Genomic DNA, 26,875 nt, shown 5'->3' with positions numbered 1-26,875 from the left:
GTTTTCCGGTTCTCCGCGAACAATCCACCTCCCATTTTCATTGAGCCCAGTCTGTGGTTCTGATACCTGCAGGCGGGCTGGCAATCGTTTTCGGTCAACGCTGAAGCTGTCCGGCTGAGCTGTTATTATCCGTCGCATCTACCCAGTACGGATCGTTCAATGTCTTCTCGCGAAATCCGCATCGCTACCCGCAAGAGCGCGTTGGCCCTCTGGCAGGCCGAATATGTCAAAGCACGTCTGGAGAAAGCCCATCCCGGCCTGGTCGTGACGCTGGTACCAATGGTCAGTCGCGGCGACAAGCTGCTGGACTCGCCGTTGTCGAAAATCGGCGGCAAGGGGCTGTTCGTCAAGGAGCTCGAAACGGCGCTTCTCGAAAATGAGGCGGACATCGCCGTGCACTCGATGAAAGACGTGCCGATGGACTTCCCGGACGGCCTCGGGCTGTTCTGCATCTGCGAGCGCGAAGACGCCCGCGATGCATTCGTGTCCAACACCTTTGCCAGCCTGGAAGATCTGCCTGCCGGCAGCATCGTCGGGACGTCCAGTCTGCGTCGCCAGTCCCAGTTGCTGGCGCGTCGTCCCGACCTGACGATTCACTTCCTGCGCGGCAACGTCAATACGCGTCTGGCCAAGCTGGACTCGGGCGAATACGACGCGATCATTCTGGCCGCGGCCGGTCTGATCCGCCTCGGGTTCGAGGACCGCATCACCTCGGCGATCAGCGTTGAAGACAGTCTTCCTGCCGGCGGCCAGGGCGCGGTAGGCATCGAATGCCGCAGTGTCGATGCGCAGATTCATGCGCTGCTTGCGCCCTTGCATCACGAAGACACTGCCGTGCGCGTGATTGCCGAGCGTGCGCTGAACAAGCACCTCAATGGTGGCTGCCAGGTGCCGATTGCCTGCTACGCCGTGCTTGAAGACGATCAGGTCTGGTTGCGTGGCATGGTCGGAGATCCTTCCGGTAGGTTGCTGCTGCGCGCAGAAGCCCGTGCCCCACAGACTGCGGCGCAGGCGTTGGGTGTGGAGGTTGCCGAAGCGCTTCTGGCCCAGGGGGCGGCAAAAATCCTCAAGGCCGTCTACGGCGAGGCTGCAGACGAATGAGCAACTGGCGTCTGCTGCTGACCCGCCCTGCCGAGGAATCGGCGGCGCTGGCCAGTACGTTGGCCGACGCCGGTATCTTCAGCAGCAGCCTGCCTCTGCTTGAAACCGAACCGCTGCCGTTGACGCCTGCCCAGCACTCGATCATTTTCGAGCTGCTCAATTACTGTGCCGTCATTGTGGTCAGCAAGCCGGCTGCCCGTCTGGCCATCGAACTGATCGACGAAGTCTGGCCCCAGCCGCCGATTCAGCCCTGGTTCAGTGTCGGCGCCGCGACCGGGCAGATACTGATCGACTATGGTCTGGATGTCAGTTGGCCCGAGCTGGGCGATGACAGCGAAGCCCTGCTGGATCTGCCGCGATTGCAGGCGGCGATTGCCGTTCCGGGCAGTCGTGTGCTGATCATGCGGGGTGACGAGGGACGCGAGCTGTTGGCCGAGCGTTTGCGCGAACAGGGTGTGACAGTCGATTACCTGCCGCTGTACCGTCGTTATCTGCCACAGTACCCTGCCTCGGCACTGCCGCAACGTGTCGAGTTGGAACGCTTGAACGGGCTGGTGGTCAGCAGTGGGCAGGGTTTTGAGCATCTGCTCGCGCTGGCAGGTGAGCGCTGGCCGGATCTGGCAGGTCTGCCGTTGTTTGTACCCAGTCCCCGAGTGGCCGAGATGGCTCGTGCTGCCGGGGCTCTGAATGTGATTGATTGCCATGGCGCGAGCGCCGGGGCACTGCTGGCAGCGTTGCGGGATCGACCTCAGCCTGCCGTCGAGGCGTATTGATCGACTCTTTGTCGTTTACGCTATTACGCCAACATGCAAAGGATGGGATACGTGAGCGAAACTGCCTTGCCTAAAGACGATGAATCGGTAGTCAAAACACCGGCCTCCACCCCTGAACCTGTGCGCCCCGAGCGTTCGGGCAATCGCAGCAGCGGCCTGGTGATCCTGGCCCTCTTGCTGGGTATTGCAGGCGTGGCCGTTGCAGGCTGGGGCGTTTGGCAACTGCGCATGTTGCAGGCCGGGCATCAGCAGCAGCGCGGCGAGGTCCAGGACATTGCCGAGCAGACGCTGGCGCTGGCCCAGAGTGACCAGCAGCTGACAGCTCGTCTTGCGCAGTTTCCGCCGGCCGATCAGCTTGAAGACAGCCGCCGTCTGGTGGCGCAGTTGCAGGGCGACCAGCAGCGTCTGAGCCAGCGTCTGGAAACAGTCCTTGGTGCCAGCCGCAAGGACTGGCGTCTGGCCGAGGCCGAGCACTTGCTGCGTCTGGCCAGCCTGCGTCTTTCCGCTTTGCAGGACATCAACAGCGCCGAGGCCCTGGTGCAGGGTGCCGACGAAATCCTGCGCGAGCAGGACGATCCGGGCTCGTTTGCCGCACGCGAACAACTCGCCAAAAGCCTGGGTGCCCTACGCAGTCTCGATCAGCCGGACCGTACCGGGCTGTTCCTGCAACTGGCCGCACTGCGTGATCAGGCGGTACAGCTCAACAAGCTGGCGCCGGAATATGAAGACAAGGGCGATACCCTGCCGGGCCTGACCGATGCCAGTGAAGACAGCACATGGTCGCGCTGGTGGGCGCAGCTTTCCCATTACTTCCGTATCGATTTCAACGCTGACAAGGACATTCGCCCGGTTCTGGCGGGGCAGAGCCTTGCCCAAGTCCGTCTGGCCCTGAGTCTGGCTCTCGAGCAGGCGCAGTGGGCGGCGCTCAATGGCGAGCCCGAGGTGTATTCCCGTGCGCTGGCCGAGGCCAAGAGCGTGCTGCAATCCAACTTCAATCAGGACGACCCGCAAGGCAAACTGCTGGGCGCGCGTCTGGATGCCGTCGCTGCGCAGCCTGTAGCTGTGAAGACGCCTGATCTGGCGCAGAGCCTGAGTGCCGTTCAGGCGTACCTCGAGCGTCGTCACGCGTCAGGCCAGCCTGCCGAGGCGATGCGAGGGACCAGCCCATGAAGCGATTCTATGTACTGCTGTTCATCGCCATCGCTGCTGCGGCGCTGATCGGTGTCGCCATCGCCGAGCATTCCGGGTACGTCCTGATCGCGTACCAGAACTTCCGTTATGAATCGAGCCTGTGGGCGACGCTGGCGCTGCTGGTCGCCTTCCTGCTGGTGATCCTGCTCATCCGTCTGGTCATCAACCTGCTGACCACATCGGGCGGTCTGGTCAACCCATGGTCGCGTCGCAATCGCCGCCGCCGTGTCCAGATCGCAATCGAGCAGGGCCAGATGGACCTTGCCGAGGGTCGCTGGTCCAGTGCACAACGTCATCTGCACCGTGCCGCCGAGGCCGACGCTCATCCACTGTTGTACTACATCGGCGCTGCGCGAGCGGCCAACGAGCAGGGTCGTTATGAAGATTGTGACAATCTGCTTGAGCGCGCACTGACTCGCCAGCCGCAGGCGGAACTGGCGATTGCCCTGAACCACGCGCAGTTGCAACAGGATCGTGGGGACACCGATGGTGCATTGACCACGCTGCAGGCCATGCACGAGCGTCACCCGCATAATCCTCAGGTGCTACGCCAGTTGCAGCGGCTGTACCAGCAGCGCGGTGACTGGTCGGCGTTGATTCGTCTGATGCCGGAGCTTCGCAAGGACAAGGTATTGCCGCCTCGTGAGCTCGCTGAACTGGAACGTCGTGCCTGGGGTGAAAACCTTACGCTGGCGGCCTACCGTGAAGAAGGTGAAGGCGCGTTGACCGGTCTGCCTTCGCTTGAAAAAGCCTGGCAAGGGCTGTCCTCCGCACAACGTCAGGAGCCGCAACTGATACTGGCGTATGCCGATCAGTTGCGTCGTCTCGGCGCCGAGGCGCAGGCTGAAGAAGTGCTGCGCTCTGCTCTCAAGCGCGACTACAGCAGCCATCTGGCCCGGTTGTACGGGCTAGTACGTGGCGGTGATCCGGCTAAGCAGCTGCAGACAGCAGAAGGTTGGCTCAAGCACCATCCGAGCGATCCGAGCCTGCTGTTGAGCCTGGGTCGTATCTGCCTGCAAAGCCGGCTTTGGGGCAAGGCTCGCGACTATCTGGAAAGCAGCCTGCGTCTGGAGCGTAACCCGGAAACCTGCGCCGAGCTGGCGCGGTTGCTTGCTCAACTGGGTGAAACGGATCGCAGCAACCAGCTCTTTCAGGAAGGGCTGGGCCTGCTCGACGAGCGACTTCTGACAAGGCCGTTACCCGCGCTCAGCGGCGTCTGATGTTTCACATGCATGAGCCCTGGCAGAAAGCAGGGCTCATGCATGCCAATGCCAACGTTCAAAACCCGTCCGTGCAAAGTACGAACATTCCTACGCCAACTCGTTAAGAAGCCCTATCTTCACGTGTGTTGTTTCCACATTTTGCGGCGACGTATCTGTACGACGTCGCCTTGAAAGCGCCGGGCCCTTTCCTCTACCGTTAACGCCTCGTCTTTTGTTACGGATTCGCCATGCACCTGGCTCGCACGCGTTCGTTGTTCTTTCTGGCATTTCTGACCTGTGCGCTGATCATTGCCGCCGTGCTTTACCTGCAACACGCCTTCGGCCTTGAACCTTGTCTGCTCTGCCTCTCGCAGCGGGCGGCGATGGTCAGTTGCGGTGTGCTCACGCTGGTAGCAGCCTGTCATTCACCCGGCGCGACCGGCTGGCACCGCTACTGTGTGACGTTGCTGGTGGTCGCACTGGTCGGTGCGGCCATGGCGGGTTTTCAGGTCTGGCTGCAAACGGCATCGGCAGATGAGCTGATACCGGTGTTCGCCGCGCTCGACAGCCTCTCCCCGGGCCGGTGGAACGACAGCTTCCACGTCAATGCTGCGGTTTGCGCGCAAATCACCTGGTCGCTGTTCGGCCTGAGTCTTCCCGAATGGAGTCTGCTGGCATTTGTCGGTCTGGCGCTGCTGCCGTTGTATCCGCTTTTCAGCGAATTGAGCCGCTGGATATCTGCCGGAAGTCGGACCGACTATTAAACGCTTGTATGAACTTTATCTCCTGCGTACCTTGATGGCCTCGTCGAGCGGGCATAATCTGAGCCGCACGCGTCATTGGAAGTATGCTGTCCTGACGCTTTCATCAGGCCAGGCCCTTAAATGACTAAGGCCGGCACAGGACCGCATGCCCCTGAAGGGAAGAGAGAACATCATGCTGGAAAGTTGTCAGAATGCTCAGGAACGCTGGGGTGGTGTCAATCTGTTGATTGACCGCTGGTTGGAGTGCCGCCGTGAACTGATCAATGCCTACGATGCGTTGGGCGATACGCCCGAAGCGCTCGCAGCTGATCGCGCGGCATTGCAGAACTTTTGCGGAATTCTGGTCGACTACGTTTCGGCCGGTCATTTCGAGGTCTACGAACAGCTGGGCAATGAAGCCAAGGCTTTCAATGACGAGCGCGGGCTTGAGCTGGCGGATACCCTCTACCCGCGTCTGAATGTCATTACTGAGCTGGCGCTGGCGTTCAATGACCGCTGTGACAAGGGTGACTGCTCGGACTGCTCGGTCGTGGCAAAGGAATTCAACAAGCTGGGCGGTCTGTTGCATGAGCGCTTCGAGCTTGAAGACTGCCTGATCGAAGTGTTGCACACCTCACACAAGGAAGAGGCCGCCGTTCAGGCCTGATCGTTTCCTGATGTCCATGGGGTTGCCAAGGGTGCTTTTGCACCCTTTCGCGTTTCTGCGGGTGCGGATTACTGTGAAACGGCGATCAGCTCGATCTCGAACACCAGTGGCGTGAACGGGTCGATCAGGTCGCCTGCGCCTTCTGCGCCGTACGCCTGATCCGATGGAATCACCAGCCGCCATTTTGCTCCGGTCGGCATGCCTTGCAGTGCGCTGGTCCAGCCGCTGATTACACTGTCGAGCCTGAACCACTGCGGCTGTGTGCTCTGGTCGAAGATCGTGCCGTCCGGCAGGCGACCCACATAGCGCACTTCCACCCTGCCATTCACGTCCGGCTTCGGCCCTGTGCCGGGTGTGAGTTCCGTCATCAGGATACCGTCAGCCAGCACCTTGACGCCCGGCTTGGCCTTCTCGCTCTCCATGAAACGCTTTTCGGCACCCAGCGCGGCTTCGGTCGGCGCGTCTGTTCCCGTGGTCTCGGCCTGGGCCATGGCAGCATCGTGCTCACGCAGAATCTGGTCGATACGCTCCTGCTTGAGTGCCAGTGGCTTGCCCTGATAGGCCTGCTTCAAGCCATCGACCAGCGCTTTCAGATCAAGGTCCGGGACCTCCTGATGCAAGCGTTCACCCAGGCTTGCGCCCAGGCTGTAGGCAAGGTCGTGAGAATCTGTGGTCGGAGGGGTTTCGGTGGCCTGAGCCAGCGGTAGCAAGAGAAACAACGACGTTAACAGGTAGCGCGACATGGATGCTCTCCGGCCTGGGAAGTCAGCGATTATGCCAGTGCAAGCGCCTGTGGTGACGTGTCTTGCAAGGTGAATTTCGCAAAGACCTGCAAACAGGCCCGACAATCATTTTTTTCACCATGCAACAGGGCGTCGTTCATGGTGTCAAGATGCCCTAGCGGCGGTGCGAGCAGAAGTCTAGTATGAGCCGCAATTTCGTCAGCCAGGAGGTAAGTCATGTCGGCCAAAAAGAAGCCAGTAAATACTCCGTTGCATTTGCTCCAACAACTATCGGGCAGCTTGCTCGAGCATCTGGAAGACGCCTGCTCACAAGCTTTGGCTGATGCCGAGAAACTGCTCGCCAAGCTCGAAAAACAACGTGGCAAAGCGCAGGAAAAACTGCACAAGTCGCGCACCAAGTTGCAGGATGCCGCCACGGTCGGTAAGGCCAAGGCGCAGACCAAGGCCAAGAGCGCCGTGTCTGAACTGGAAGAATTGCTGGATGCACTCAAGGACCGTCAGACTGAAACCCGTACCTACATTCTGCACCTCAAGCGTGATGCTCAGGAAAGCCTGAAGCTTGCCCAGGGCATTGGTCGCGTCAAGGAAGCCGTCGGCAAGATCCTCACCACCCGCGAAGCCAAGCCTGCTGTACCGGCCAAAGCGGCTGCTGCCAAGCCTGCCGCCAAGACCGTTGCCAAGGCACCGGTAGCCAAAGCGCCTGCCGCCAAGGCTGCTGCAGCGAAAGCACCTGTTGCCAAGGCACCTGCCAAAGCTGCTGCCAAGCCTGCGGCCAAAACCGCCGCCAAGCCCGTCGCTGCCAAAGCTCCGGTCAAGGCTGCTGCGAAACCCGCCGCTGCTGCCAAGCCGGTTGCTGCAAAAACAGCAGCGGCCAAACCGGCTTCTGCGAAAACAGCGGCCAAACCCGCTGCCGCCAAGGCACCGGCCAAGCCTGCAGCTGCGAAACCAGCAGCATCCAAGGCTCCAACTGCCAAGGCACCCGCTGCTGCCAAGCCAGCCGCCGTCAAGGCGCCGGCAAAAGCACCTGCCAAGGCTCCGGTGAAAGCCGCCGCCAAGCCAGCCGCTGCCAAGCCTGCTGCAAAACCAGCAGCCGCCAAGCCTGCAGCGTCCACCACGCCTGCGGTCAAGCCGGCAGCAGTGCCAGCTTCTGCAGCTCCAGCCGCCGCGCCTGCTCCGGCAGCGGCCAATGGCGCAACGCCTACCAGCGCTTCCTAAGCGTCGGTGACATCAGCCGCGATGCGCAGCACTTGCAGCGCATCGCGGCTTTTTTGTGCCGTGCTTTCGACAATTCCCGCAAGCCACCCGGCGACATCCGTTTTGTTCGCATCTGGCCAGTCGCGGGTCAATGCCTCAAGTCGGGTCAGCAGCGTGTGTTCGGCCTCCAGTTCCAATGCCTTGACCCTGTTTCGCAGCTCGCCCAGAACGGCGTCATCCTGAGCTGCAGCCCGCCACTGGGTGCGCATTTCCCGCAGCGGCCGCACGACGTCATCGTGCCACGGCGTCGCCAACTGTCCGATTTCGGACAATCGTTGCGTGTTGCATTCCACTCCGCGCAGCCCCAGCCACACGCCACATAACACCGCACACACGTTGGCCCCGCTGCTTTGCAGTGTCAGACAGGCCTGTTCCACACCCGGTCGGGCGTAAAAATCCAGGGTGAAACTCCAGAGGTCTGTAGGCATAGTGATCTCCCTGTCCGGGACGAAGCTGGTAGACTCCGCCGCCATTATGATTCGACTTCAAAGCCTTACCTTACAGCGTGGTCCGCAACGTCTGCTAGAAGACGCCGAGCTGACCCTGCACGCCGGCCATAAAGCCGGTCTGATCGGTGCCAACGGCGCCGGTAAATCCAGCCTGTTCGCCTTGCTGCGCGGCGAGCTTACGCCCGATGCCGGTGACTGTCTGTTGCCCGCTGACTGGCGCATCGCTCATATGCGTCAGGAGGTCGACACGCTCGAACGCCTTGGCGTCGATTACGTGCTCGACGGCGACGTGCGTCTGCGCGAGGTTCAGCGCTTGCTGGCTGAAGCCGAAGCGGCGCAGGACGGTGCCGCTCAGGCGCGTCTGCACTCGGAACTCGACAGCGCCGACGGTTATACCGCCGACGCTCGCGCTCGCAAGCTGCTGGCGGGCCTCGGGTTCACCAACGAGCAGATGGAACGTGAGGTCGGCAGCTTCTCGGGTGGCTGGCGCATGCGTCTGAACCTGGCGCAGGCCCTGATGTGTCCATCGGACCTGCTGCTGCTCGATGAACCGACCAACCACTTGGACCTCGACGCGATTTTGTGGCTCGAAGACTGGCTGAAAAGCTATCCGGGCACTTTGCTGCTGATTTCCCACGACCGGGATTTTCTCGATGCCGTGGTCGATCACATCGCACATGTCGAACAGCGCAAGATCACGCTCTACCGTGGTGGCTACAGCGCGTTCGAGCGCGCCCGTGCGGAACGTCTGGCCCAGCAGCAACAGGCCTACGAGAAGCAGCAGGTGCAGCGTGCGCACATGGAAAAATACATCGCGCGCTTCAAGGCCCAGGCCACCAAGGCCCGTCAGGCCCAGAGCCGGATCAAGGCACTGGAACGCATGGAAGAGCTGTCCGCTGCGCACGTGGATTCACCCTTCAACTTTGTTTTCCGTGAGTCCGACAAGATCTCCAGCCCGCTGCTGGACCTGTCCGAAGCGCGTCTGGGCTACGGCGACAAGACCGTCCTGGAGAAGGTCAAGCTGCAACTGACGCCGGGCGCGCGTATCGGTCTGCTCGGGCCGAATGGCGCGGGCAAGTCGACGCTGATCAAAAACCTGGCAGGCGAACTCTCCCCTCAGAGCGGCCGACTGGTGCGCGGCGAGAACCTGACCGTGGGCTACTTTGCCCAGCATCAACTCGATTCGCTGGACGCCAAGGCCACGCCGTTGCTGCACTTGCAGCGCTTGGCCCCGACCGAGCGCGAGCAGACCCTGCGCGACTTCCTCGGCGGTTTCGACTTCCGCGGCGCGCGTCTGGACGAGCCGGTGCTGAATTTCTCCGGTGGCGAAAAGGCGCGTCTGGCGCTGGCTCTGATCGCTTGGGAAAAGCCCAACCTGTTGCTGCTCGACGAACCCACCAACCACCTGGATCTGGAAATGCGCCTCGCGCTGACCATGGCGCTGCAGGAGTTTGGCGGCGCGGTACTGGTGGTCTCCCACGATCGGCACTTGCTCAAAAGCACCACCGACGACTTCCTGCTCGTGGCTGACGGTCGCGTTCAGGAGTTCGATGGCGATCTGGACGACTACACACGCTGGCTGGCTGACTATCGATTGCGCAATGCGCCGGTCAGCAATACACCGGTGAACGCCGACAAGACTGACAAGAAGGCCCAGCGTCAGCAGGCCGCTGCCTTGCGTCAGCAATTGGCCCCGCACAAGCGTGAGGCCGACAAGCTGGAGCGCGATCTGGGCACGCTGCATGAAAAGCTCGCCAAGGTTGAAGAGGCACTGGCCGACAGCGCCAACTACGATGCCGCCAACAAGGACAAGCTGCGCGATCTGCTGGCCGAACAGGCCAAGCTGAAAGTACGCGAGTCCGAGCTGGAGGATGCCTGGATGCAGGCGCTGGAGTTGCTGGAGTCGATGCAGGCCGAGCTGGAAGCCTTGTCGTGATGGAGATGTTGGGTTTGCCAGTCTCCGCTTACTGGGTAGAGCCGATACTGCTGGGTTTGCAGATCCTGCTGATTCTGTTGGCAGGTTATGTGCTGCAGCGGGTCGTTGGACGTTTTCTGACCGGTTTGGGCGAGCGCTACCCGTTGCCGCCCGAGCTTCTGGTGCCGGTACGTGGCGGCCTGCGCTGGCTGATCATGGGCAGTGCCTTCGTCTTTGTGCTGGGGCGTCTCGGCGTTTCAGCCACGGTGCTGTGGACGGCCTTGTCCGGGTTTGTGGCGGTTGCTGCGGTGGCGTTTTTCGCCATGTGGAGTGTGCTGTCCAACCTGCTGTGCGCGATCCTGATCTTCACCATCGGGCCGTTTCGCATTGGCGATCTGGTCGAGCTGGTCGACACGCTGGACAAGCCGGGCGTGAAGGGCCGTGTGGTTGCAATCAACCTGATGTTCACGACCCTGATCGAAACACCCGAAGCGGGCGGTGCGCTTGTCCAGGTGCCCAACAGCCAGTTCTTCCAGAAGTCGGTCCGCCGCTGGCGCGGGAGTGAACTGTATCCTCAGTCAGCCAATCCGACCCCGCAGGACGAGCAGGACTAGAAATCATTGGTCACGCAGACCATTACGCACTAATTTAGCGGACATTCGATTCTGCTTGAGGTGCGTGATGGCGCTTGAAACGTGGCTGGGCTTCTTTGCGGCCTGCTGGATTATCAGTCTTTCTCCCGGTGCAGGCGCTATCGCCTCGATGTCGTGCGGCCTGCAATACGGCTTTCTGCGCGGTTACTGGAATGCACTCGGCCTACAGATTGCGCTGGTGGCACAGATTGCGATCGTCGCGGCGGGCCTTGGCGCTGTGCTTGCTGCGTCGGAGCTGGCGTTCACGTTGATCAAGTGGTTCGGCGTGGCGTATCTGGTCTACCTGGGCATCAAGCAATGGCGAGCGCTGCCCATGGACCTCTCCGACGGGCCAACGGCTCGTCCCGTCGGCAGTATCTGGAGGCTGGTGCTGCGTGGCTTTCTGGTCAACATCAGTAACCCCAAGGCACTGGTGTTCATGCTGGCGATCCTGCCGCAGTTCGTTGATCCGGCCGCACCGATGCTGATCCAGTACGTGATCATCGCGGCCACCATGGTGGTCGTGGATCTGATCGTGATGGCGGGCTACACCGGGCTTGCCTCGAAAGTCCTGCGCGCACTGAAAACCCCGCGTCAGCAGCGTCGTCTGAATCGTAGCTTTGCCAGTCTGTTCGTGGGGGCCGCGGCTTTCCTCGCGACATTGCATCGCGGTACGGCGTGATAGAAGCATCGCGAGCGCGCTCGTTTGGCTCGAGCGGCTCGCGACGGTTTTAAAGGACCTTTAATCCTCGCCTCAGCGCAGAATTTTAGGCGCCTCGTCTCTCGGCAGGTTGTTGTGCTGCGGCTGTTGCCCGGTGTATTCCACCTCGCCGCGCAGTTGCTCTCGCAGCTGGCGGGCCACGTCTTCGCCTATCGATTTCGAGACATCGCGAACCACCCGAGGGCGGTTGAGCGAGACCTTGATGTCCCGGCCATTCACCAGCTTGGTGTCCTGGCCTTCGCCCATTGCGGTGAAGGCTGAGGTGACTTCATAGGTGCGCGTATTGATCAGGCTGAAATCCGCCACCAGCGTCAGGCCCAGAATGGCCGAATGCGAGTTGGTATTGGCGATCTCACCGATATCCTGCTGGAAATCGATGTCCGAGACGGTGCCGAACAGCACGTAGTCCGCGCCCTTGAAGCTGCCGTTCTTGATGCGCTTGATGACGTCGTAAACGTCTTCCTTGGACCCGGCGGTGTACGGCGTGGCCTGCACCAGCTGGAACATCCCGGACTTGATGATCTCGCCCTTGATGTCGCCGCTGAATTTGCGCAGTTCGGTCTGCTCGATGTAGCTGGTGCGCGACTCGTATTCGTCGTAACTGGACGAGCCGCTGGCGCTGTAATAGTTGGCCTGCATGTTGCTGCGTGCCGACACAGTGTGGATGTACTGCTCCACGCGTTCCTGATAGGCCAGGTCCGTGACCGCGATCTTTGGCGCGGCCTGCGCTGCGAAAGCGCAAGCCATGCCGATAATGCCGATCCATGCGCGCATCGATTAACGCTCCGTGGTTTTACGAATTTCTTTCTCGTCCATCCATTCGGCCAGACCGCTTTCAACGTCGATCAACTGCAGGCTGAATTTGTAGAAGACATCCTTGTAGTCGCTGCTGCGCTTGACGATGGAGCTGATCGAGCCTTCCAGACGGTATTTGGCAGCGACCATGTTGCCGGTCTTGGCGACAGTGGTCTTCTTGTACAGGCCGCTCTGGTTCTGCAGCTTGAGCTGATCAACCTGGTTCTGCATCTGGTTGTCGTCGCTGGCAAAGCGTGCGGTGCCGCTTTTCATCAACTGGGTCTTGATCGACGTGGTGATCTCGCGGGTATCGATGTACTCGCTGGTCTTGTTCTTCACGTCGTAGACCTGAACCACCGGGCGACCCTGCAGGGTGCCGGACTGAGCCAGGGAGCGGGTCATGCTTTCGGCGATCATCTGCAGATCGGTAGAGCCGAACTCGTTGGTCACGGTTTCGACGGCCTTGGTGTCGCCGTAGCTGATGTTCTTGCTGCCCAGACCGGGCGAGTTGTTGGCACACCCGGTAACCAGCAGGGCGACGGCGGCGATGGAGCAGAAGCGTGTGAACATTGAGACGTTCTCCAGAACTGGGCGAATAGGTGTGCGGATCAAGGCGTGTTGATTTCGATGCGGAAATCGGTCGCGCGGGGGACCGGCGCGATGGCAGGCAGCACAGTGCTTTGCGAGCCATACAGCGTCATGCTTTTCCAGCTTTCCTCATCGGCAACCGGGAAGCCGTCATTGCCCAGCCAGGCAAAGCGGTAATACATCATCCTGTTGCGGCTGCTGGTGTTGGTCAGTTGCGCCTTGACGGTCAGAAAGCCGTTTTCGCGCGCGACGCGCATGGCGCCGACTTCGATGTATTGGGTATCGCCCATGGACACCACTTTGCTTGCAGCGCTGCCCGGCGCGGGCGGTGGTGGTGTCGCGCAGCCCGCAAGCAGTGCGACGGTCAGCGCGCCAAGAATCTTCATGCGCATGGAAAATCTCCGATCAGGGTTGTTTGGCGGTGGCAATGGCTTGCGGAACGTTCGACGGCATGACCTGAGCGGCCAGACTGCCCGCATAGACCTGACTGCCCAGCGCACGCAGCGGGATCACCTGATAGCGCTGGTCGACCTTGACGCGGACATGCGAGCCGCCCAGTGCGTTGGGCAGGATGATCTGATGCTCACCCTGAGTCAGGCGCAGGCGCGCCACCAGTGTGTTGTCCGGCAACGTGCGCCAGGTGCGGGTGTCGGCGCCTTCGGTGATGGCCGAGGCGATACCGACGGCCAGACCGGCCAGCGGGTTGGTCTCGTTGATCTGTTTTTGAGCCACGCCGCGGGTGATGGCGCGCACGGTGGTGCGCAGGATAATGCCCGGCATGTCGTCACGCAGTGCCCGGCGAGACATGTCGGTGGTGCTGTTGAGCAGCGTCAGGTTCAGCGGCTGGCCGTCCAGCGTGATCTGGTTGAACGCGGGAGTCGTGGTGTCCGGTTTGATGACCGGGAACGACAGCGGTGTGATGACCAGATTGCCGCTGATGGGCAGTGGCAACGGAATACTGACCGAGTCGCGTGCCGGGGCAAAGCCGCTCTGCACGACAATCAGCACTTCACTGTTGCCGTCCTTGCTGGCTGCCGCATCAAGGTCCTTGAGGGCCTGTTCCAGCAACGGCGTGTTGGGGCGCAGTTCGGCGGCCTTGCGGTAACCCGGTGCTGCCAGGCCTTTCTCGCCGAGCGCTTCATAGACAAAACCGGACAGGTAATGGCTGAACGCGCTCTGGTAGCTGTTCTTCAGGCTGACGACTTCAGGGGCGTCCAGCGAGGCGACAGGGTAGCCGCGCAGGTCCTTGAATTCGGTCTTCACGCCCCGGTTCTCGGCTTCCTGCTCGCTCTTGAGGTATTCCTTGTCGCGCAGCTCGGCGATGACCGCTTCGCGCTCGTGCGTCTTCTTGATCTCGGTGCGGGCACCGTCAAAATCGTTGCGCGCCAGCTGGTTGAGCGCCATCTGGGTGGTGAGCATGACCTTTTCATAGTCATAGCCTTCGTAGCGGCGCACCTTGTCGTTGATCAGGAAGCTGCCGAACTGCGCGAGGTATTTGTCGGTGTCGAGCTTGACCGATTCTTCCCACCTGAACACCACCAGATCGGCAGCACGCCAGGCCGTCTGGCTGCCAGCGAAGTCACCCTTGGCGCGCAACAACTCGCCCTTCTCGAAGTAGTAGAGAAGGTCCTTGTCTTCACCGGTGTTGTTCTTTTCCAGCGTGCCGATCGCTGCGTCCACATTGCCGCTGACCAGCTGCTGATTGGTTTGTTGCAGCTCGGTGTCGTAGTTGCGAAAGGCAGAGCAGCCTGCCAGTTGAACAGCGGAAATCAGCGCGAGCGCAGTCAAGGCACGAGAAGGCATGACGTTCTATTCCCTTAGGTGACAGCCGTGGGGCTATCGAAATCCAGATGACCGAACAGGAGCTGTTCGAAGCTTAAGACCGCTTCGCCTGATTGGATCCAGCGGTGCGGGCGCGGGATTATAAGCTTCCGAATGCGTAGAGCAATGGCTTTTTGATATCTCACAGGGATTACAGACATTTCCTACCGCTTGAGCGGGGTCTGAGCAGCGCAGACTTCAAGGGGGGACTGCCGTTTTAAAGAAGTAACTGCGCGCTGTCGTAAAACTCTGTAACAAAAAAGCGTCCGGAGTATTGAGTAGCGTCTGATTGACGTGAACAATGCAACGCATCGCATTCTTATTGAGATTCACCAATGCACCTGCACTCTCGTTCACTCGTCCGGCTTCTGGCCTCCATGATGCTGCTGTGCAGCTTCGGTGCGCTGGCCGATCCCATCGAGGGCGCAGCTCAGGCGCTGCATGTGCTGGATTACCTCAGTGCGGACTATCCGGCGACGGTTGCGGATGGCAAGGTCACCGACAGTGCCGGTTACCAGAAGCAGATCGACGCGTTGAACGCGCTTCAAAGCCTGATCGTTGCGCTGCCGCAGCGGACTGAACGTGCCGAGCTGGAGAAGGGCGCAGCAGACCTCAAGGGCGTCGTGGACAAACGACAGGACGGTACGCTCGTGGCGCGTCAGGCCAGGCAGCTGGGTGCAAGGCTGGCGCTGGCCTATGAAGTCAGTCAGGCACCGGCCATCACCCCGGATCCTGCTCGCGGTGCGCCGCTGTACGCGCAGCACTGTTCGGTCTGCCATGGCGACACCGGAGCAGGTGATGGTCCTGCCGGTATTGGCCTGGAGCCTGCGCCGGGCGACCTGCGCGACGCCGCACGGCTGGACCGCCTGAGTCTCTACAGCCTTTACAGCGCTACGGGTCTGGGCATTGCGGGCACTGACATGCCGGCGTTTGCCGACCAGCTGGATGATCGCCAGCGCTGGGACATCGCCACCTACATTGCCAGTTTCAGTGCGCAACCTGTCGCGACTCCGACCAAGACATTCAACCTTGCGGACCTGGCGCGCCAGACGCCTGCGGAGATTCAGGCTGCCGAAGGCCCTGAAGCGGCCGCCACATTCCGCGCTCAGCGCTCACAGCCCCCGCAGGTCCAACGCGGGCCTGCGCAGTTGCTCGATTACACCAGCGCGACCCTGGACAAGAGTCTGGCCGCCTACCGATCAGGTGATCGGGAGCAGGCGTATGACCTGTCGGTTGCGGCCTACCTGGAAGGTTTCGAGCTGGTCGAGAGCTCGCTGGACAACGTCGATGCCGACGTTCGCAAGGACACTGAAAAGAGCCTGATGGCTTATCGTCAGTCCTTGCAGGACGGCCTGCCGGTTCCGCAGGCGGCGCAGAAGCTGGAAGCAGCCAAGGCCAAGCTGAAACAGTCGGCTGACTTGCTGGGCAGCGACGGTCTGAGCCTGTCTTTGAGCTACATCTCGGGCCTGCTGATTCTGTTGCGCGAAGGGTTGGAAGCGATTCTGGTGCTGGCGGCGATTCTGGCGTTTCTGCGCAACACCGGACAGCAATCGGCGGTGCGCAGCGTCAACGTCGGCTGGGGCCTGGCGCTGCTGGCAGGCCTGGCGACCTGGGCGCTGGCCGCCTATGTGATCGACGTGAGTGGCGCGCAGCGTGAGCTGCTGGAAGGTGCGACCGCCTTGTTCGCCAGCGTGATGGTGCTGTGGCTCGGGGTGTGGATGCACGACCGACGTCACGCTGCAGCCTGGCAGGATTACGTGAAGAGCAGTCTGGTTGGCGGCGGTGGGCGTTTCGGCTTTGCCGTACTGGCGTTCTTCTCGGTGTACCGCGAACTGTTCGAGGTCATCCTGTTCTACGAGACCCTGTGGCTCCAGGCAGGGCCAGCAGGGCATAACGCAGTGCTGGCGGGTGGCGCGACAGCGCTGGTGCTGCTGGTTGGTCTGGCGTGGATCATCCTGCGCGGCTCGGCAAAACTGCCATTGACGCTGTTCTTCGGCATCAACGCAGCCCTGTTGTGCGCGCTCTCGGTGGTGTTTGCCGGTCATGGCGTCAAGGCCTTGCAGGAAGCCGGTGTGTTCGGTACCCGGCCGGTGCCATTCTTCGAATTCGACTGGCTGGGCATTCACGCCGATGCGTATTCGCTCGGTGCACAGGCCATTGCACTGACAGCCATTGCAGTGCTGTATGGCCGCAGTCGTCTTGCGGAGAAACGTAGGCTTGAGACCGCAGGGTAAAACACGTACTCGTGGGAGGCGGCTTGCCGGCGATGGCGTCAGTTCAGTTGCTGATGGGTCGCTTCAGAAAAAAGCATCGCCGGCAAGCCGCCTCCCACAGTCCGTGTTTGCAGCAAGACTTGGATATAACGCAGAGCGTCACGGGGCTGCATGCCCACGCAGCGATGGGCACGATCAGTGTTGAGGCAGACTTGCTTGGGGCGCGGAGAGCACGGCCCTCAGCCTCGCATTCTCAAGCATCCTGTTCCTGAGTCAGTTCCAGCACGCGATCAACCAGTTTGTTGATGCCTGACGCCGCTTCGCTGATGCTTTTGGCGACCATGTAAGCCGGGGTGCTGACCAGTTTTCGGGCTTCGTCTTCCACAATCTCTGATACGTCACAGTCTTGATGCGCACCGCCCATTTTGGTGATGGCGGCTGCCGTCTCCGGGTCATTGCCGATGGTGCAAATCACGCCCGGGCCATAAATCTTGGCAGCGAGGGCCGGGGTGATACAGATCAGTCCGACCGGCTTGCCTGCCAGCGCAAAGGCCTCGGCCAGGGCCAGTAATTCTGCGTTCACCTGGCAGGCTTGGCCCTGTTGTGCAAAGTCCGACAGATTCTTCGCCGAGCCAAAGCCGCCCGGAACGATCAGCGCGTCGAAATCGTTGACGTCGGCCTCACGCAGGTCTTTCACTTCCCCGCGTGCGATACGTGCCGACTCGACCAGCACGTTGCGGGTCTCAGGCATTTCTTCGCCGGTCAGGTGATTGACGACATGGTGCTGCGCGATGTTCGGCGCGAAACACTGCACCTGCGCGCCACGCTGATCGAGGCGCAGCAGGGTCAGGACGCTTTCGTGGATTTCGGCACCGTCATAGACGCCGCAGCCGGACAGGATCACAGCCACTTTCTTTTGCATGATTTCGACTCCTTGGTCATGACGCATCTACCAATGGAACACATTGAGCGTCATCTGTTAAGTGTCGGGTCTTGTCGGGTCTTGTCGGGGCGGGATCAGGCGGGGAAGGGCGCAGTATCCGGGCGAGGTGTTTTGACCTGTGCCCGGAGAAGTCAGAAGGGAATTCAGTCGTCGGACTTTTTCTTCAGATCGAGAGGGGCTTCGACCGGCATGTCCAGATCCGAGGCTGCTGAAGATGCGCAGAATTGTCTCTCTGCGCGAGCTTCGCGGGCGATGCGGGCATTCTTGATGCGGCGACGCAGCCACAGACCCAGGCCCAGAAGAATCAGGGCGCCGAGCACCCAGAGTTCGTATTTCTTGACGTTACCCAGCAAGCCTTCCAGCACGGCGCCGAAATGATACGCCGCCGAACCCAGCGCTGCGGCCCAGACTGCCGCGCCGATGCCATTGAGCAGCAGGTAGCGCGCTGGCGGATACCCGGATAGACCGATGGCCACGGGCATGACCGTTCGCAATCCGTAGACGAAGCGGAAGCTCAGCACCCAGATGTCAGGGTGTTTGCGCACAAGCCTCAACGCCTTGTCGCCCATCAGCTGCCAGCGAGGTTTTCGGGCAAGCAGTTTGCGGCCATGCTTGCGCCCCATGAAATACCACAGCTGATCGCCCGCGTAGCTTCCGCAGAAGGCCACGAGTATGACGATGTTGAGGTCCATGTATCCACGGAAAGCCAGAAATCCGGCAAGAACCAGAATGGTCTCGCCTTCAAAGAAGGTGCCGAGGAAGAGGGCGAAGTAGCCAAACTCATTCAAGAAATTCTGGAGCATTGTCTGGATGCTGGCGAAATGAACGCGCAGCCTAACGCGCCCAACGCAAGGATGAAAGTGTCCATATGTGTCTCGACGTTAAAGATTCTTGCAGTGACAATGGTCCTTTCTCTCCAGTTGCGCCGCTGCGGCCTGCAGTCGCAGGTCGAACCATGGCTGTCACACATTGGTCATAATGGCGGCTTATAACTGTCGCGCTTGCCCGCGTATGCGGGCTCAGGAGTCTCGCCGTGAGCTTTACCCCCGCTAACCGCCTGTTTCCTCTCACTCGTCTGCGCCGTAATCGCCGCGACGACTTTTCCCGTCGGCTGGTCCGCGAAAACGTTGTCACCGTCGACGACCTGATTCTTCCTGTATTCGTACTCGATGGTGAAAACCGTCGTGAAACCGTGGCCTCGATGCCGGGCGTCGAGCGCCTGAGTGTCGATCTGTTGCTCAAGGAAGCCGAAAGCTGGGTCGCGCTGGGCATTCCTGCGCTGGCGCTGTTTCCGGTCACTCCACCTGAAAAGAAATCCCTCGATGGCGCCGAAGCCTGGAATCCGGAAGGCATCGCGCAGCGTGCGACACGTGCCCTGCGTGACCGCTTCCCCGAGCTGGGCGTCATCACTGACGTGGCGCTGGACCCGTTCACCACGCACGGGCAGGACGGCATTCTCGACGAAGAAGGCTACGTGCAGAACGACATTACGGTCGACGCGCTGGTCAAACAGGCCCTGTCCCATGCCGATGCCGGCGCGCAGGTGGTTGCCCCGTCCGACATGATGGACGGTCGTATTCAGGCGATTCGTGAAGCGCTGGAACTGGCCGGACACGTCAACGTGCGGATCATGGCCTACTCGGCGAAATACGCCAGCGCCTATTACGGTCCGTTCCGCGATGCGGTAGGTTCTTCACTGAATCTGGGCAAGGCCAACAAGGCGTCCTATCAGATGGACCCGGCCAACAGCAATGAAGCGCTGCATGAAGTGGCTGCCGATCTGTCTGAAGGCGCGGACATGGTGATGGTCAAGCCGGGTATGCCGTACCTGGACATCCTTCATCGGGTCAAGGATGAGTTCAAGGTGCCGACCTTTGTGTATCAGGTCAGTGGCGAATACGCCATGCACATGGCTGCAATCCAGAACGGCTGGCTGAGTGAAGGGGTGATTCTGGAATCCCTCACCGCCTTCAAACGCGCAGGAGCTGACGGCATTCTCACGTATTTTGCCGTACGCGCTGCTCAACTGCTGAAAGGGCAATAGCCTCACAGGAACATTCATGAATACCGAAGGACTCATCGAAGCCGCTGTTGAAGTCGATATTCAGGAGACTGCACCCATGGTTGACCCTGACATCGAGGTAGTACCGGCCATCGAGCCACCCGCTGCCACTGTGCCTGCCGTTGTCGCGCCGAACCTGGACGACAGCAGCCTGTACATCCATCGCGAACTGTCCCAGTTGCAGTTCAACATACGGGTTCTGGAACAGGCGCTCGACGAGTCCTACCCATTGTTGGAGCGGCTGAAGTTTCTGCTGATCTTCTCCAGCAACCTCGATGAGTTCTTCGAGATTCGTGTCGCAGGCCTCAAGAAGCAGATTACCTTTGCTCGTGAACAGGCCGGTGCCGACGGCTTGCAGCCGCACCAGGCGCTGGCCCGCATCAGCGAACTGGTTCACGGTCATGTCGACCGCCAGTACGCGATCCTCAACGATATTCTTCTGCCGGAGCTGGAGAAACACCAGGTCCGCTTCATTCGTCGCCGTCACTGGACCGCCAAGCTCAAGGCTTGGGTCCGTCGTTATTTCCGCGACGAAATCGCACCGATCATCACCCCGATCGGTCTCGACCCGACGCACCCGTTTCCGTTGCTGGTCAACAAGAGCCTGAACTTCATCGTCGAGCTCGAAGGTATCGATGCCTTCGGCCGCGACTCGGGCCTTGCGATCATCCCGGCGCCGCGTCTGCTACCGCGCATCATCAAGGTGCCCGAAGACGTATGCGGGCCGGGCGACAATTTCGTGTTCCTGTCGTCAATGATCCACGCTCACGCTGATGACCTGTTCCAGGGCATGAAGGTCAAGGGCTGCTATCAGTTCCGCCTGACCCGTAACGCCGACCTGGCGCTGGACTCGGAAGACGTGGAAGACCTTGCGCGCGCCTTGCGTGGCGAGCTGTTCTCGCGCCGTTATGGCGACGCGGTGCGTCTGGAAGTGGCGGACACCTGTTCCAAGCATCTGTCGGACTACCTGCTCAAGCAGTTCAACCTGAACGAGTCCGAGCTGTATCAGGTCAATGGCCCGGTCAACCTGACGCGGCTGTTCAGCATCACCGGTCTGGACAGCCATCCGGAGCTGCAATACCTGCCGTTTACGCCAGCGATTCCCAAGCTGCTGCAGAACAGCGAAAACATTTTCAGCGTGATCAGCAAGCAGGACATCCTCTTGTTGCACCCTTTCGAGTCCTTCACGCCGGTGGTCGACCTTCTGCGTCAGGCCGCGAAAGACCCGCATGTGCTCGCCGTGCGTCAGACGCTGTATCGCAGCGGCGCAAATTCGGAAATCGTCGATGCGCTGGTCGATGCGGCGCGTAACGGCAAGGAAGTCACTGCGGTGATCGAATTGCGTGCCCGTTTCGACGAAGAATCCAACCTGCAACTGGCCAGCCGTCTGCAGGCCGCCGGTGCGGTGGTGATCTACGGTGTGGTCGGCTTCAAGACCCATGCCAAGATGATGCTGATCCTGCGTCGCGAAGCGGGCGAGATCGTGCGTTACGCGCATTTGGGTACCGGCAACTATCACGCTGGCAACGCCCGCCTGTACACCGACTACAGCCTGCTGACGTCCGATGATGCGCTGTGCGAAGACGTCGGCAAGCTGTTCAGCCAACTGATCGGCATGGGCAAGACGCTGCGCATGAAAAAGCTGCTGCACGCGCCGTTCACGCTGAAGAAAGGCATGCTCGACATGATTGCCCGCGAGACTCAGTTCGCGGTCGACGGCAAGCCTGCGCACATCATCGCCAAGTTCAACTCGCTGACCGATCCGAAGATCATCCGCGCGCTGTACAAGGCCAGTCAGTCGGGGGTGCGTATCGATCTGGTGGTGCGCGGCATGTGCTGCCTGCGTCCGGGCATCGCCGGGGTCTCGCACAACATCCATGTGCGCTCGATCATCGGTCGCTTCCTGGAGCACACGCGGGTCTTCTACTTCCTCAACGGCGGCGACGAGCAGATGTTCCTGTCGAGTGCCGACTGGATGGAGCGCAACCTCGACAAGCGCGTCGAGACCTGCTTCCCGGTGGAAGGCAAGAAATTGATCCTGCGGGTGAAGAAGGAGCTGGAAAGCTACCTGACCGACAACACCCACAGCTGGCTGTTGCAGTCTGACGGCCGTTACGTGCGCAGCACACCGACCGGCAACCAGAACGCTCGAAGCGCCCAGGCGACCCTGCTGGAGCGCCTGAGCAACCCGGTTCTCAGCGTACGCTGAAGACGATGCCGACTCGGGTCAGCCACTCCGCTTCCAGCGCGAAGTCGGCCTGAGTCAGCTGGTTGTTTTCCAGCCAGCCGTCCGGGAACTCTGCATACAGGTTCGGACCGTCGGCGCGTAGCACCACACGTGGCATCTCCTGGGTGCCACGGATGTGGTGGAACAGAATCGCGAAGCGCAACAGCACGCACAGGCGAATCAGCTTGATGCCTTCATCGCCGAACTCGGCGAACTTGTCCTTGGGAATGTTACGGCGATGACCGCGCACCAGCAGCGCGAGCATTTGCTGGTCTTCGCGTGAGAAACCGGCCAGGTCGGAGTGCTCGATCAGGTAGGCGCCGTGCTTGTGGTAATGATAGTGGGCGATGTCCAGCCCCACTTCATGCACCTTGGCGGCCCAGCTCAACAGCTCGGCATAACTCTCGTGTTGCAGGTCCCAGCTGTCGGCGACCTGTTCCAGGGCATGCAATGCCTTGGCTTCGACGCGAGCGGCCTGTTCCATATCGACGTGGTAGCGCTCCATCAGCGACGTCAGCGTACGTTCGCGCACGTCTTCGTGATGATGGCGACCCATCAGGTCATACAGCACACCTTCACGCAGCGCACCTTCGCAGTGGTCCATGCGCTTGAGTTCGAGGGCGTCGAAAATCGCTTCCAGAATCGCCAGACCCGCCGGGAAAATCGCGCGGCGGTCGGGTTTGATGCCGTCGAAGTCGATCTTCTCGACGTCGCCCAGTTTGAACAGTTTGCGCTTGAGCCAGGCCAGGCCTTCGGCGTTGACCTCGCCTGCGCCATAGCCATTGGCCTTGAGCGCCACGCCGATCGCGCGAATGGTGCCGGACGAACCGATGGCTTCATCCCACTTCAGGCGATGCAGCGCGTGCTCGATGCTCATGATTTCCAGGCGGGCGGCGGTGTAGGCCTGCGCGTAGCGGGCCGGTGTCACCTTGCCGTCGCGGAAGTAGCGCTGAGTGAAACTCACGCAGCCCATCTGCAGGCTTTCGCGCAGCAGCGGCTCGAAACGTTGACCGATGATGAACTCGGTACTGCCGCCGCCGATATCGGCCACGAGGCGTTTGCCGGGGGTGTCCGCCAGTGTGTGGGAGACGCCCAGATAAATGAGGCGTGCTTCTTCGCGGCCGGAGATGACTTCCACCGGGTGGCCGAGGATTTCTTCGGCGCGGTGGATGAAGTCGTTGCGGTTACGGGCTTCGCGCAGGGCGTTGGTGCCCACGATGCGCACGGCGCCGAGCGGCAGGCCGTTGATCAGTTGGGCGAAGCGCTTGAGGCAGTCGAGGCCCCGCTGCATCGATTCTTCAGTGAGCTGGCGCTCTTCGGTAATTCCGGCTGCCAACTGCACCTTCTCGCCCAGGCGCTCAAGAATGCGAATTTCGCCCTGATTGGCTTTTGCCACAACCATATGGAAGCTGTTGGAGCCCAGGTCGATAGCGGCGATCAGTGAAAGATTCTTGGGTTTAGAGTGCGGCATGGTCTGGCAATCCCTCTCGATAACCGCGCCATCGTGCCACGATCCACCTCTGCCGCCAACGCGAAGCTGTCCGGGCGGCGGAAATACCCGGTATTACTTCGCTCAGTGGTCACTCACCCACTTCGCATGCGCGCCTCGATGTGACGTGTCTGACTGAATGCCTCCCACAGTTCGTGGGCTACGGCAAGATTTGCATATAACGCTGAGCGCGGAGCATGGTGACGCCTCTCAGGACGCTATGCGTGCGACTGTTTGCGCTGGAAGGCGATCAGGTTATCCCGACGTCGTGACACGATCCCTCGCTGTCTCCGGGCGGGAGGCGGCAGCTAGATCATTCTCCGTGTACATGATCGGGGGACGCAGGCGGCGGTGGACCTTCTATCGTCACGATCCAGCAACGTTCGTCCGGGCCTATAATAAGAGGGCCGCGCAGATAATCATGGAACAGCATGCAGGTGTTGGTGGTGGCTGGACGCCCTTCCGGAAATGTTCGAAAAGATCAGTACTGTGTAAGTCATGCATGCTTTAAGTAGAAAGGATTCTATCATGTCTAATGAACTCCCCACCTCAGCAACGCGTTTATGGGTTGGACAACCCAGCGTATTTGGTAGCCTGGAAGTCGAACCTAATGGGTCAATAACCTATGTCTATGATCGCGATTTAAACAGGAATGTCTGGCGTTATTTTAAGCCGTCCGACTCGGTAAGCTATCGCTGCGAAAGTCGGAATATCCGGGTCGGCGCTCAGGCTTATAAGTGGCAAAAAGGCAGGACCTACACGCTCAACTGGAAAAGTAAACTTCCTAAAATCGACAGTGCCTACGGAGATTTTGTGATTTTTCAGTGGAAGTCTTACCCGGGTGGGCTCCAGAACTATCCCTTGCTCATGACGGCGGTAAGAGATGAGGTCATTTTGAGGTTCGTAGACAGGGGCGAGGTCTGGAAAACAGTATGGACAACAAAGACTCAGGACAATGTATGGAACAGTTATAGCCTGACCCTTCACCTGTCGGACATTGATTCAGAAGGCTGGTTCTCGCTTAATTACAATGGTGTCGATCAATTGCTCGATGGTAAGAGCCGATATGCAGGGCGGACAATGGATGGGGCCAATGAGCCCAAATGGGGTGTCTACAACAGAGACAAGCCTGAGCATGAAATGGAGCAGCTTGTCGCGGACCTTGAAGTCTTGGAACTTCAGTCAGTCACGTGATCACTCATTACCGGGTTCGTCTTCGTCAGGTAAGTTACGTGTCTTTCAAACGGTGTTATTAGCAGGAGGAAGCGACGGTTCGCTTCCTCCTGTTATTCCCTTTGGCCAATACTCAAGCCTGCTCGACCGATCCTATGAAGTTGGCCAGTTCCGGCGTCTTCGGGTGGGCGAACAGTTCTTTCGGGTCGCCCACTTCATGCACCTTGCCCTCGTGCATGAACACCAGTTTGTCGCCCACTTCCCGGGCGAAGCGCATTTCGTGGGTGACCATGATCAGGGTCATTCCATCGGCGGCCAGTTGGCGCACGACGCTGAGCACTTCGTTGACCAGTTCCGGGTCCAGCGCCGAGGTGATCTCGTCGCACAGCAGCACCTTGGGTGACATGGCCAGCGCGCGGGCAATGGCTACGCGTTGCTGTTGCCCACCCGAAAGGCGGTCCGGGAACGCATCGAACTTCTCGCTCAACCCGACCCGCTCCAGCATCTGCCTGGCCAGCTTCGCAGCCTCGGCCTTGGGTACTTTCTGTACGACCTGCGGCGCGAGCATCACGTTTTCGCCCACGCTCAGGTGCGGGAACAGGTTGAACTGCTGAAACACCATGCCGACCTTCTGCCGCAACGTGCGCAGATCGGCGCGGGCAGCGTCCAGGTACTCGCCATCGACTTCGATCACGCCGTCATTGATCGACTCCAGCCCGTTGAGTGTGCGCAGCAGCGTGCTCTTGCCCGAGCCGCTGCGACCGATGATCGCCACCACCTGGCCTTCTTCAACGGAGAGGTCGATGCCTTTGAGAACGTGATGGTCGCCGTAGTATTTGTGCAGGGCGGAAATTCTAAGCAGAGGCATGCAGTCTCCTTTCCAGATGACGCGCGCAGAGCGACAACGGATAGCAAAGGATGAAATAGCCCAGGGCGACGAAGCCGTAGACCATGAAAGGTTCGAAGGTGGCGTTGGCCAGCATGCTGCCGGTCTTGGTCAGTTCGGTGAAACCGATGATCGAGGTCACGGCCGTGCCTTTGACCACCTGCACCGAGAAGCCGACCGTCGGGGCGATGGCAATACGCAGCGCCTGCGGCAGGATCACGTAACGCATCTGCTCGAACGGAGTCAGGGCCAGACTCGCCGAAGCTTCCCATTGGCCCTTGGAAATCGATTCGACGCAGCCGCGCCAGATTTCGGCCAGATAGGCGCTGGTGAACAACGTCAGCGCCAGAGCGGCTGCAGCCCAGGGAGAAATGTCCATTCCCATCAGCGCAACGCCGAAGAACACCAGAAACAGCTGCATCAGAAGCGGTGTGCCTTGAAACAGCTCTATATATAAGCTGGCTGCCACGCGCGGCCCGGACTTCTCCGAGGTGCGCATGCCCATCACCAGCAGGCCGATCAGCCCGCCGCCGATGAAGGCCACCAGCGACAGGGCCACCGTCCATTGCAGGCCGGTCAGCAGATTGCGCAGGATATCCCAGAGGGTAAAGTCCATCAGTTGCTCCTCGAGATGTAGCGACGCCCGATCCAGGCCAGCAACTGACGAATCAACAGCGCCATGCACAGGTAGATCAGCGTGGTGACGATGTAGGTCTCGAACGAGCGGAAATTACGGGACTGGATGAAGTTGGCGAAAAAGCTCAGCTCCTCCGTCGCGATCTGCGAGCAGACTGCCGAGCCCAGCATCACGATGATGATCTGGCTGCTCAGCGCCGGCCACACCTTGCGCAGCGCCGGAACCAGCACCACATAGCGAAAGGTCTCGTAGCGGCTCATCGCAAGGGCGGCCGAGGCTTCAAGCTGTCCTTTGGGGATCGCCTGAATGCCCGCCCGGATGATCTCCGTCGAATAGGCGCCCAGATTGATCACCATCGCCAGCACGGCGGCCTGCCATTCCGATATCTGCATGCCCAGTGAGGGCAGGCCGAAAAAGATGAAGAACAGCTGGACCAGAAAAGGCGTGTTGCGGATCAGCTCCACATACACCGCAAAGATCGTCGCAAAGGGCTGGATCTTCCAGGCCCTTACGACGGCACCGACGATCCCCAGGCTGACGCCGAGCACGGTGCCAATGGCCGTCAATTCCAGCGTGAATAATGCCCCGCGCAACAGCAGATCAATGTTCTGCAGAACCGGTGCAAAGTCGAAGTGATAAGCCATTGGCAA

26 protein-coding genes are annotated in these 26,875 nt (G+C 60.4%); 14 read left to right on the top strand and 12 right to left on the bottom strand.

The window, feature by feature from the left end:
• Positions 1–159: 159 nt before the first annotated feature.
• The 6 genes from hemC (at position 160) to AO065_RS08245 (ending at position 5,677) form a co-directional block, all read left to right on the top strand.
• The gene (gene hemC / locus AO065_RS08270) at positions 160–1,101 is read left to right on the top strand and encodes a hydroxymethylbilane synthase (protein WP_004886892.1); all 942 of its coding nucleotides are present in this window, start codon (positions 160–162) and stop codon (positions 1,099–1,101) included.
• Complete coding sequence (locus AO065_RS27275) at positions 1,098–1,874, top strand: uroporphyrinogen-III synthase (protein WP_004886890.1); 777 nt, start codon at positions 1,098–1,100, stop codon at positions 1,872–1,874. Before hemC ends, AO065_RS27275 begins: the two co-directional genes overlap by 4 nt.
• A gap of 51 nt (positions 1,875–1,925) precedes the next feature.
• Positions 1,926–3,044 carry a uroporphyrinogen-III C-methyltransferase gene (locus AO065_RS27270; RefSeq protein WP_004886887.1) on the top strand — a complete coding sequence of 373 codons (1,119 nt, stop codon included), beginning with the start codon at positions 1,926–1,928 and terminating at the stop codon, positions 3,042–3,044.
• Positions 3,041–4,285: a heme biosynthesis protein HemY gene (locus AO065_RS08255; protein WP_004886886.1), complete on the top strand. Its 1,245-nt coding sequence runs from the start codon at positions 3,041–3,043 to the stop codon at positions 4,283–4,285. The genes AO065_RS27270 and AO065_RS08255 overlap by 4 nt, the downstream gene beginning before the upstream one ends.
• Positions 4,286–4,515: 230 nt before the next feature.
• On the top strand, positions 4,516–5,031 hold the full coding sequence (locus AO065_RS08250) for a disulfide bond formation protein B (protein ID WP_004886884.1): 516 nt from the start codon (positions 4,516–4,518) through the stop codon (positions 5,029–5,031).
• Positions 5,032–5,203: 172 nt separating this feature from the next.
• Complete coding sequence (locus AO065_RS08245) at positions 5,204–5,677, top strand: Rsd/AlgQ family anti-sigma factor (RefSeq protein WP_004886882.1); 474 nt, start codon at positions 5,204–5,206, stop codon at positions 5,675–5,677.
• A 68-nt stretch (positions 5,678–5,745) separates the two neighbouring features.
• Here AO065_RS08245 and AO065_RS08240 read toward each other — a convergent pair whose 3' ends face one another.
• Positions 5,746–6,420, bottom strand: a complete 675-nt coding sequence (locus AO065_RS08240; protein ID WP_004886880.1) for an FKBP-type peptidyl-prolyl cis-trans isomerase — start codon at positions 6,418–6,420, stop codon at positions 5,746–5,748.
• Between the two features lie 216 nt (positions 6,421–6,636).
• Here AO065_RS08240 and AO065_RS08230 point away from each other — a divergent pair, with 216 nt between their 5' ends.
• Entirely contained in the window at positions 6,637–7,635 is a 999-nt protein-coding gene (locus tag AO065_RS08230) for an AlgP family protein (protein ID WP_004886878.1), read from the top strand.
• Here the strand turns inward: AO065_RS08230 and AO065_RS08225 are convergent.
• Entirely contained in the window at positions 7,632–8,102 is a 471-nt protein-coding gene (locus tag AO065_RS08225) for a TIGR02444 family protein (RefSeq protein ID WP_004886876.1), read from the bottom strand. The two genes, AO065_RS08230 and AO065_RS08225, sit on opposite strands and share 4 nt — an antisense overlap.
• 46 nt (positions 8,103–8,148) lie before the next feature.
• Between AO065_RS08225 and AO065_RS08220 the strand changes: the two genes are divergently transcribed.
• The 3 genes from AO065_RS08220 (at position 8,149) to AO065_RS08210 (ending at position 11,352) form a co-directional block, all read left to right on the top strand.
• Positions 8,149–10,059, top strand: coding sequence for an ATP-binding cassette domain-containing protein (locus AO065_RS08220; RefSeq protein WP_004886874.1), 1,911 nt, complete (start codon positions 8,149–8,151; stop codon positions 10,057–10,059).
• The gene (locus AO065_RS08215; RefSeq protein ID WP_004886871.1) at positions 10,059–10,652 is read left to right on the top strand and encodes a mechanosensitive ion channel family protein; all 594 of its coding nucleotides are present in this window, start codon (positions 10,059–10,061) and stop codon (positions 10,650–10,652) included. Before AO065_RS08220 ends, AO065_RS08215 begins: the two co-directional genes overlap by 1 nt.
• Before the next feature lie 67 nt (positions 10,653–10,719).
• Positions 10,720–11,352 (top strand): LysE family transporter, encoded by a 633-nt coding sequence (locus tag AO065_RS08210; RefSeq protein ID WP_004886868.1) that lies wholly within the window; start codon positions 10,720–10,722, stop codon positions 11,350–11,352.
• Between the two features lie 72 nt (positions 11,353–11,424).
• On the opposite strand, the gene AO065_RS08205 is transcribed toward AO065_RS08210, so the two are convergent.
• Genes AO065_RS08205 through AO065_RS08190 form a run of 4 tightly spaced genes read right to left on the bottom strand, consistent with a single transcriptional unit; the run spans position 11,425 to position 14,577 of the window.
• A complete protein-coding gene (locus AO065_RS08205; protein WP_004886867.1) occupies positions 11,425–12,165 on the bottom strand; it encodes a hypothetical protein in 741 nt (246 codons plus the stop codon).
• A gap of 3 nt (positions 12,166–12,168) precedes the next feature.
• On the bottom strand, positions 12,169–12,756 hold the full coding sequence (gene lpoB, locus AO065_RS08200; protein ID WP_004886866.1) for a penicillin-binding protein activator LpoB: 588 nt from the start codon (positions 12,754–12,756) through the stop codon (positions 12,169–12,171).
• A gap of 38 nt (positions 12,757–12,794) precedes the next feature.
• Entirely contained in the window at positions 12,795–13,166 is a 372-nt protein-coding gene (locus AO065_RS08195) for a YcfL family putative periplasmic lipoprotein (protein ID WP_004886863.1), read from the bottom strand.
• 13 nt (positions 13,167–13,179) lie between these two features.
• Complete coding sequence (locus AO065_RS08190) at positions 13,180–14,577, bottom strand: COG3014 family protein (protein ID WP_004886859.1); 1,398 nt, start codon at positions 14,575–14,577, stop codon at positions 13,180–13,182.
• Positions 14,578–14,930: 353 nt separating this feature from the next.
• On the opposite strand from AO065_RS08190, the gene AO065_RS08185 reads away from it, so the two are divergent.
• The gene (locus AO065_RS08185; RefSeq protein ID WP_004886856.1) at positions 14,931–16,829 is read left to right on the top strand and encodes a cytochrome c/FTR1 family iron permease; all 1,899 of its coding nucleotides are present in this window, start codon (positions 14,931–14,933) and stop codon (positions 16,827–16,829) included.
• Positions 16,830–17,061: 232 nt separating this feature from the next.
• Here AO065_RS08185 and elbB read toward each other — a convergent pair whose 3' ends face one another.
• Complete coding sequence (gene elbB, locus AO065_RS08180; protein WP_004886853.1) at positions 17,062–17,730, bottom strand: isoprenoid biosynthesis glyoxalase ElbB; 669 nt, start codon at positions 17,728–17,730, stop codon at positions 17,062–17,064.
• Between the two features lie 164 nt (positions 17,731–17,894).
• Complete coding sequence (locus AO065_RS08175; protein WP_004886851.1) at positions 17,895–18,554, bottom strand: DedA family protein; 660 nt, start codon at positions 18,552–18,554, stop codon at positions 17,895–17,897.
• A gap of 230 nt (positions 18,555–18,784) precedes the next feature.
• Here AO065_RS08175 and hemB point away from each other — a divergent pair, with 230 nt between their 5' ends.
• Together hemB and ppk1 are read left to right on the top strand one after the other, a co-directional pair.
• The gene (gene hemB / locus AO065_RS08170) at positions 18,785–19,795 is read left to right on the top strand and encodes a porphobilinogen synthase (protein WP_004886850.1); all 1,011 of its coding nucleotides are present in this window, start codon (positions 18,785–18,787) and stop codon (positions 19,793–19,795) included.
• 76 nt (positions 19,796–19,871) lie between these two features.
• The gene (gene ppk1, locus AO065_RS08165) at positions 19,872–22,022 is read left to right on the top strand and encodes a polyphosphate kinase 1 (RefSeq protein ID WP_235811614.1); all 2,151 of its coding nucleotides are present in this window, start codon (positions 19,872–19,874) and stop codon (positions 22,020–22,022) included.
• Here the strand turns inward: ppk1 and ppx are convergent.
• On the bottom strand, positions 22,009–23,511 hold the full coding sequence (gene ppx / locus AO065_RS08160) for an exopolyphosphatase (protein ID WP_004886845.1): 1,503 nt from the start codon (positions 23,509–23,511) through the stop codon (positions 22,009–22,011). The two genes, ppk1 and ppx, sit on opposite strands and share 14 nt — an antisense overlap.
• A gap of 546 nt (positions 23,512–24,057) precedes the next feature.
• On the opposite strand from ppx, the gene AO065_RS08155 reads away from it, so the two are divergent.
• Positions 24,058–24,723 carry a hypothetical protein gene (locus AO065_RS08155; RefSeq protein ID WP_004886840.1) on the top strand — a complete coding sequence of 222 codons (666 nt, stop codon included), beginning with the start codon at positions 24,058–24,060 and terminating at the stop codon, positions 24,721–24,723.
• Positions 24,724–24,835: 112 nt separating this feature from the next.
• Here AO065_RS08155 and AO065_RS08150 read toward each other — a convergent pair whose 3' ends face one another.
• The 3 genes from AO065_RS08150 to AO065_RS08140 are packed head-to-tail and all read right to left on the bottom strand — an operon-like array spanning position 24,836 to position 26,869.
• Positions 24,836–25,570: an amino acid ABC transporter ATP-binding protein gene (locus AO065_RS08150; RefSeq protein WP_004886837.1), complete on the bottom strand. Its 735-nt coding sequence runs from the start codon at positions 25,568–25,570 to the stop codon at positions 24,836–24,838.
• The gene (locus tag AO065_RS08145) at positions 25,557–26,207 is read right to left on the bottom strand and encodes an amino acid ABC transporter permease (RefSeq protein ID WP_032633167.1); all 651 of its coding nucleotides are present in this window, start codon (positions 26,205–26,207) and stop codon (positions 25,557–25,559) included. Before AO065_RS08145 ends, AO065_RS08150 begins: the two co-directional genes overlap by 14 nt.
• On the bottom strand, positions 26,204–26,869 hold the full coding sequence (locus tag AO065_RS08140; RefSeq protein WP_004886832.1) for an amino acid ABC transporter permease: 666 nt from the start codon (positions 26,867–26,869) through the stop codon (positions 26,204–26,206). Before AO065_RS08140 ends, AO065_RS08145 begins: the two co-directional genes overlap by 4 nt.
• Positions 26,870–26,875 lie beyond the last annotated feature (6 nt).

It is taken from the genome of Pseudomonas viridiflava (genome assembly GCF_001642795.1).
Classification (GTDB): Bacteria; Pseudomonadota; Gammaproteobacteria; order Pseudomonadales; family Pseudomonadaceae; genus Aquipseudomonas; species Aquipseudomonas viridiflava.
Note: the sequence above shows the minus strand (reverse complement) of the source record. Positions and strands in the feature narration are given on the sequence as shown.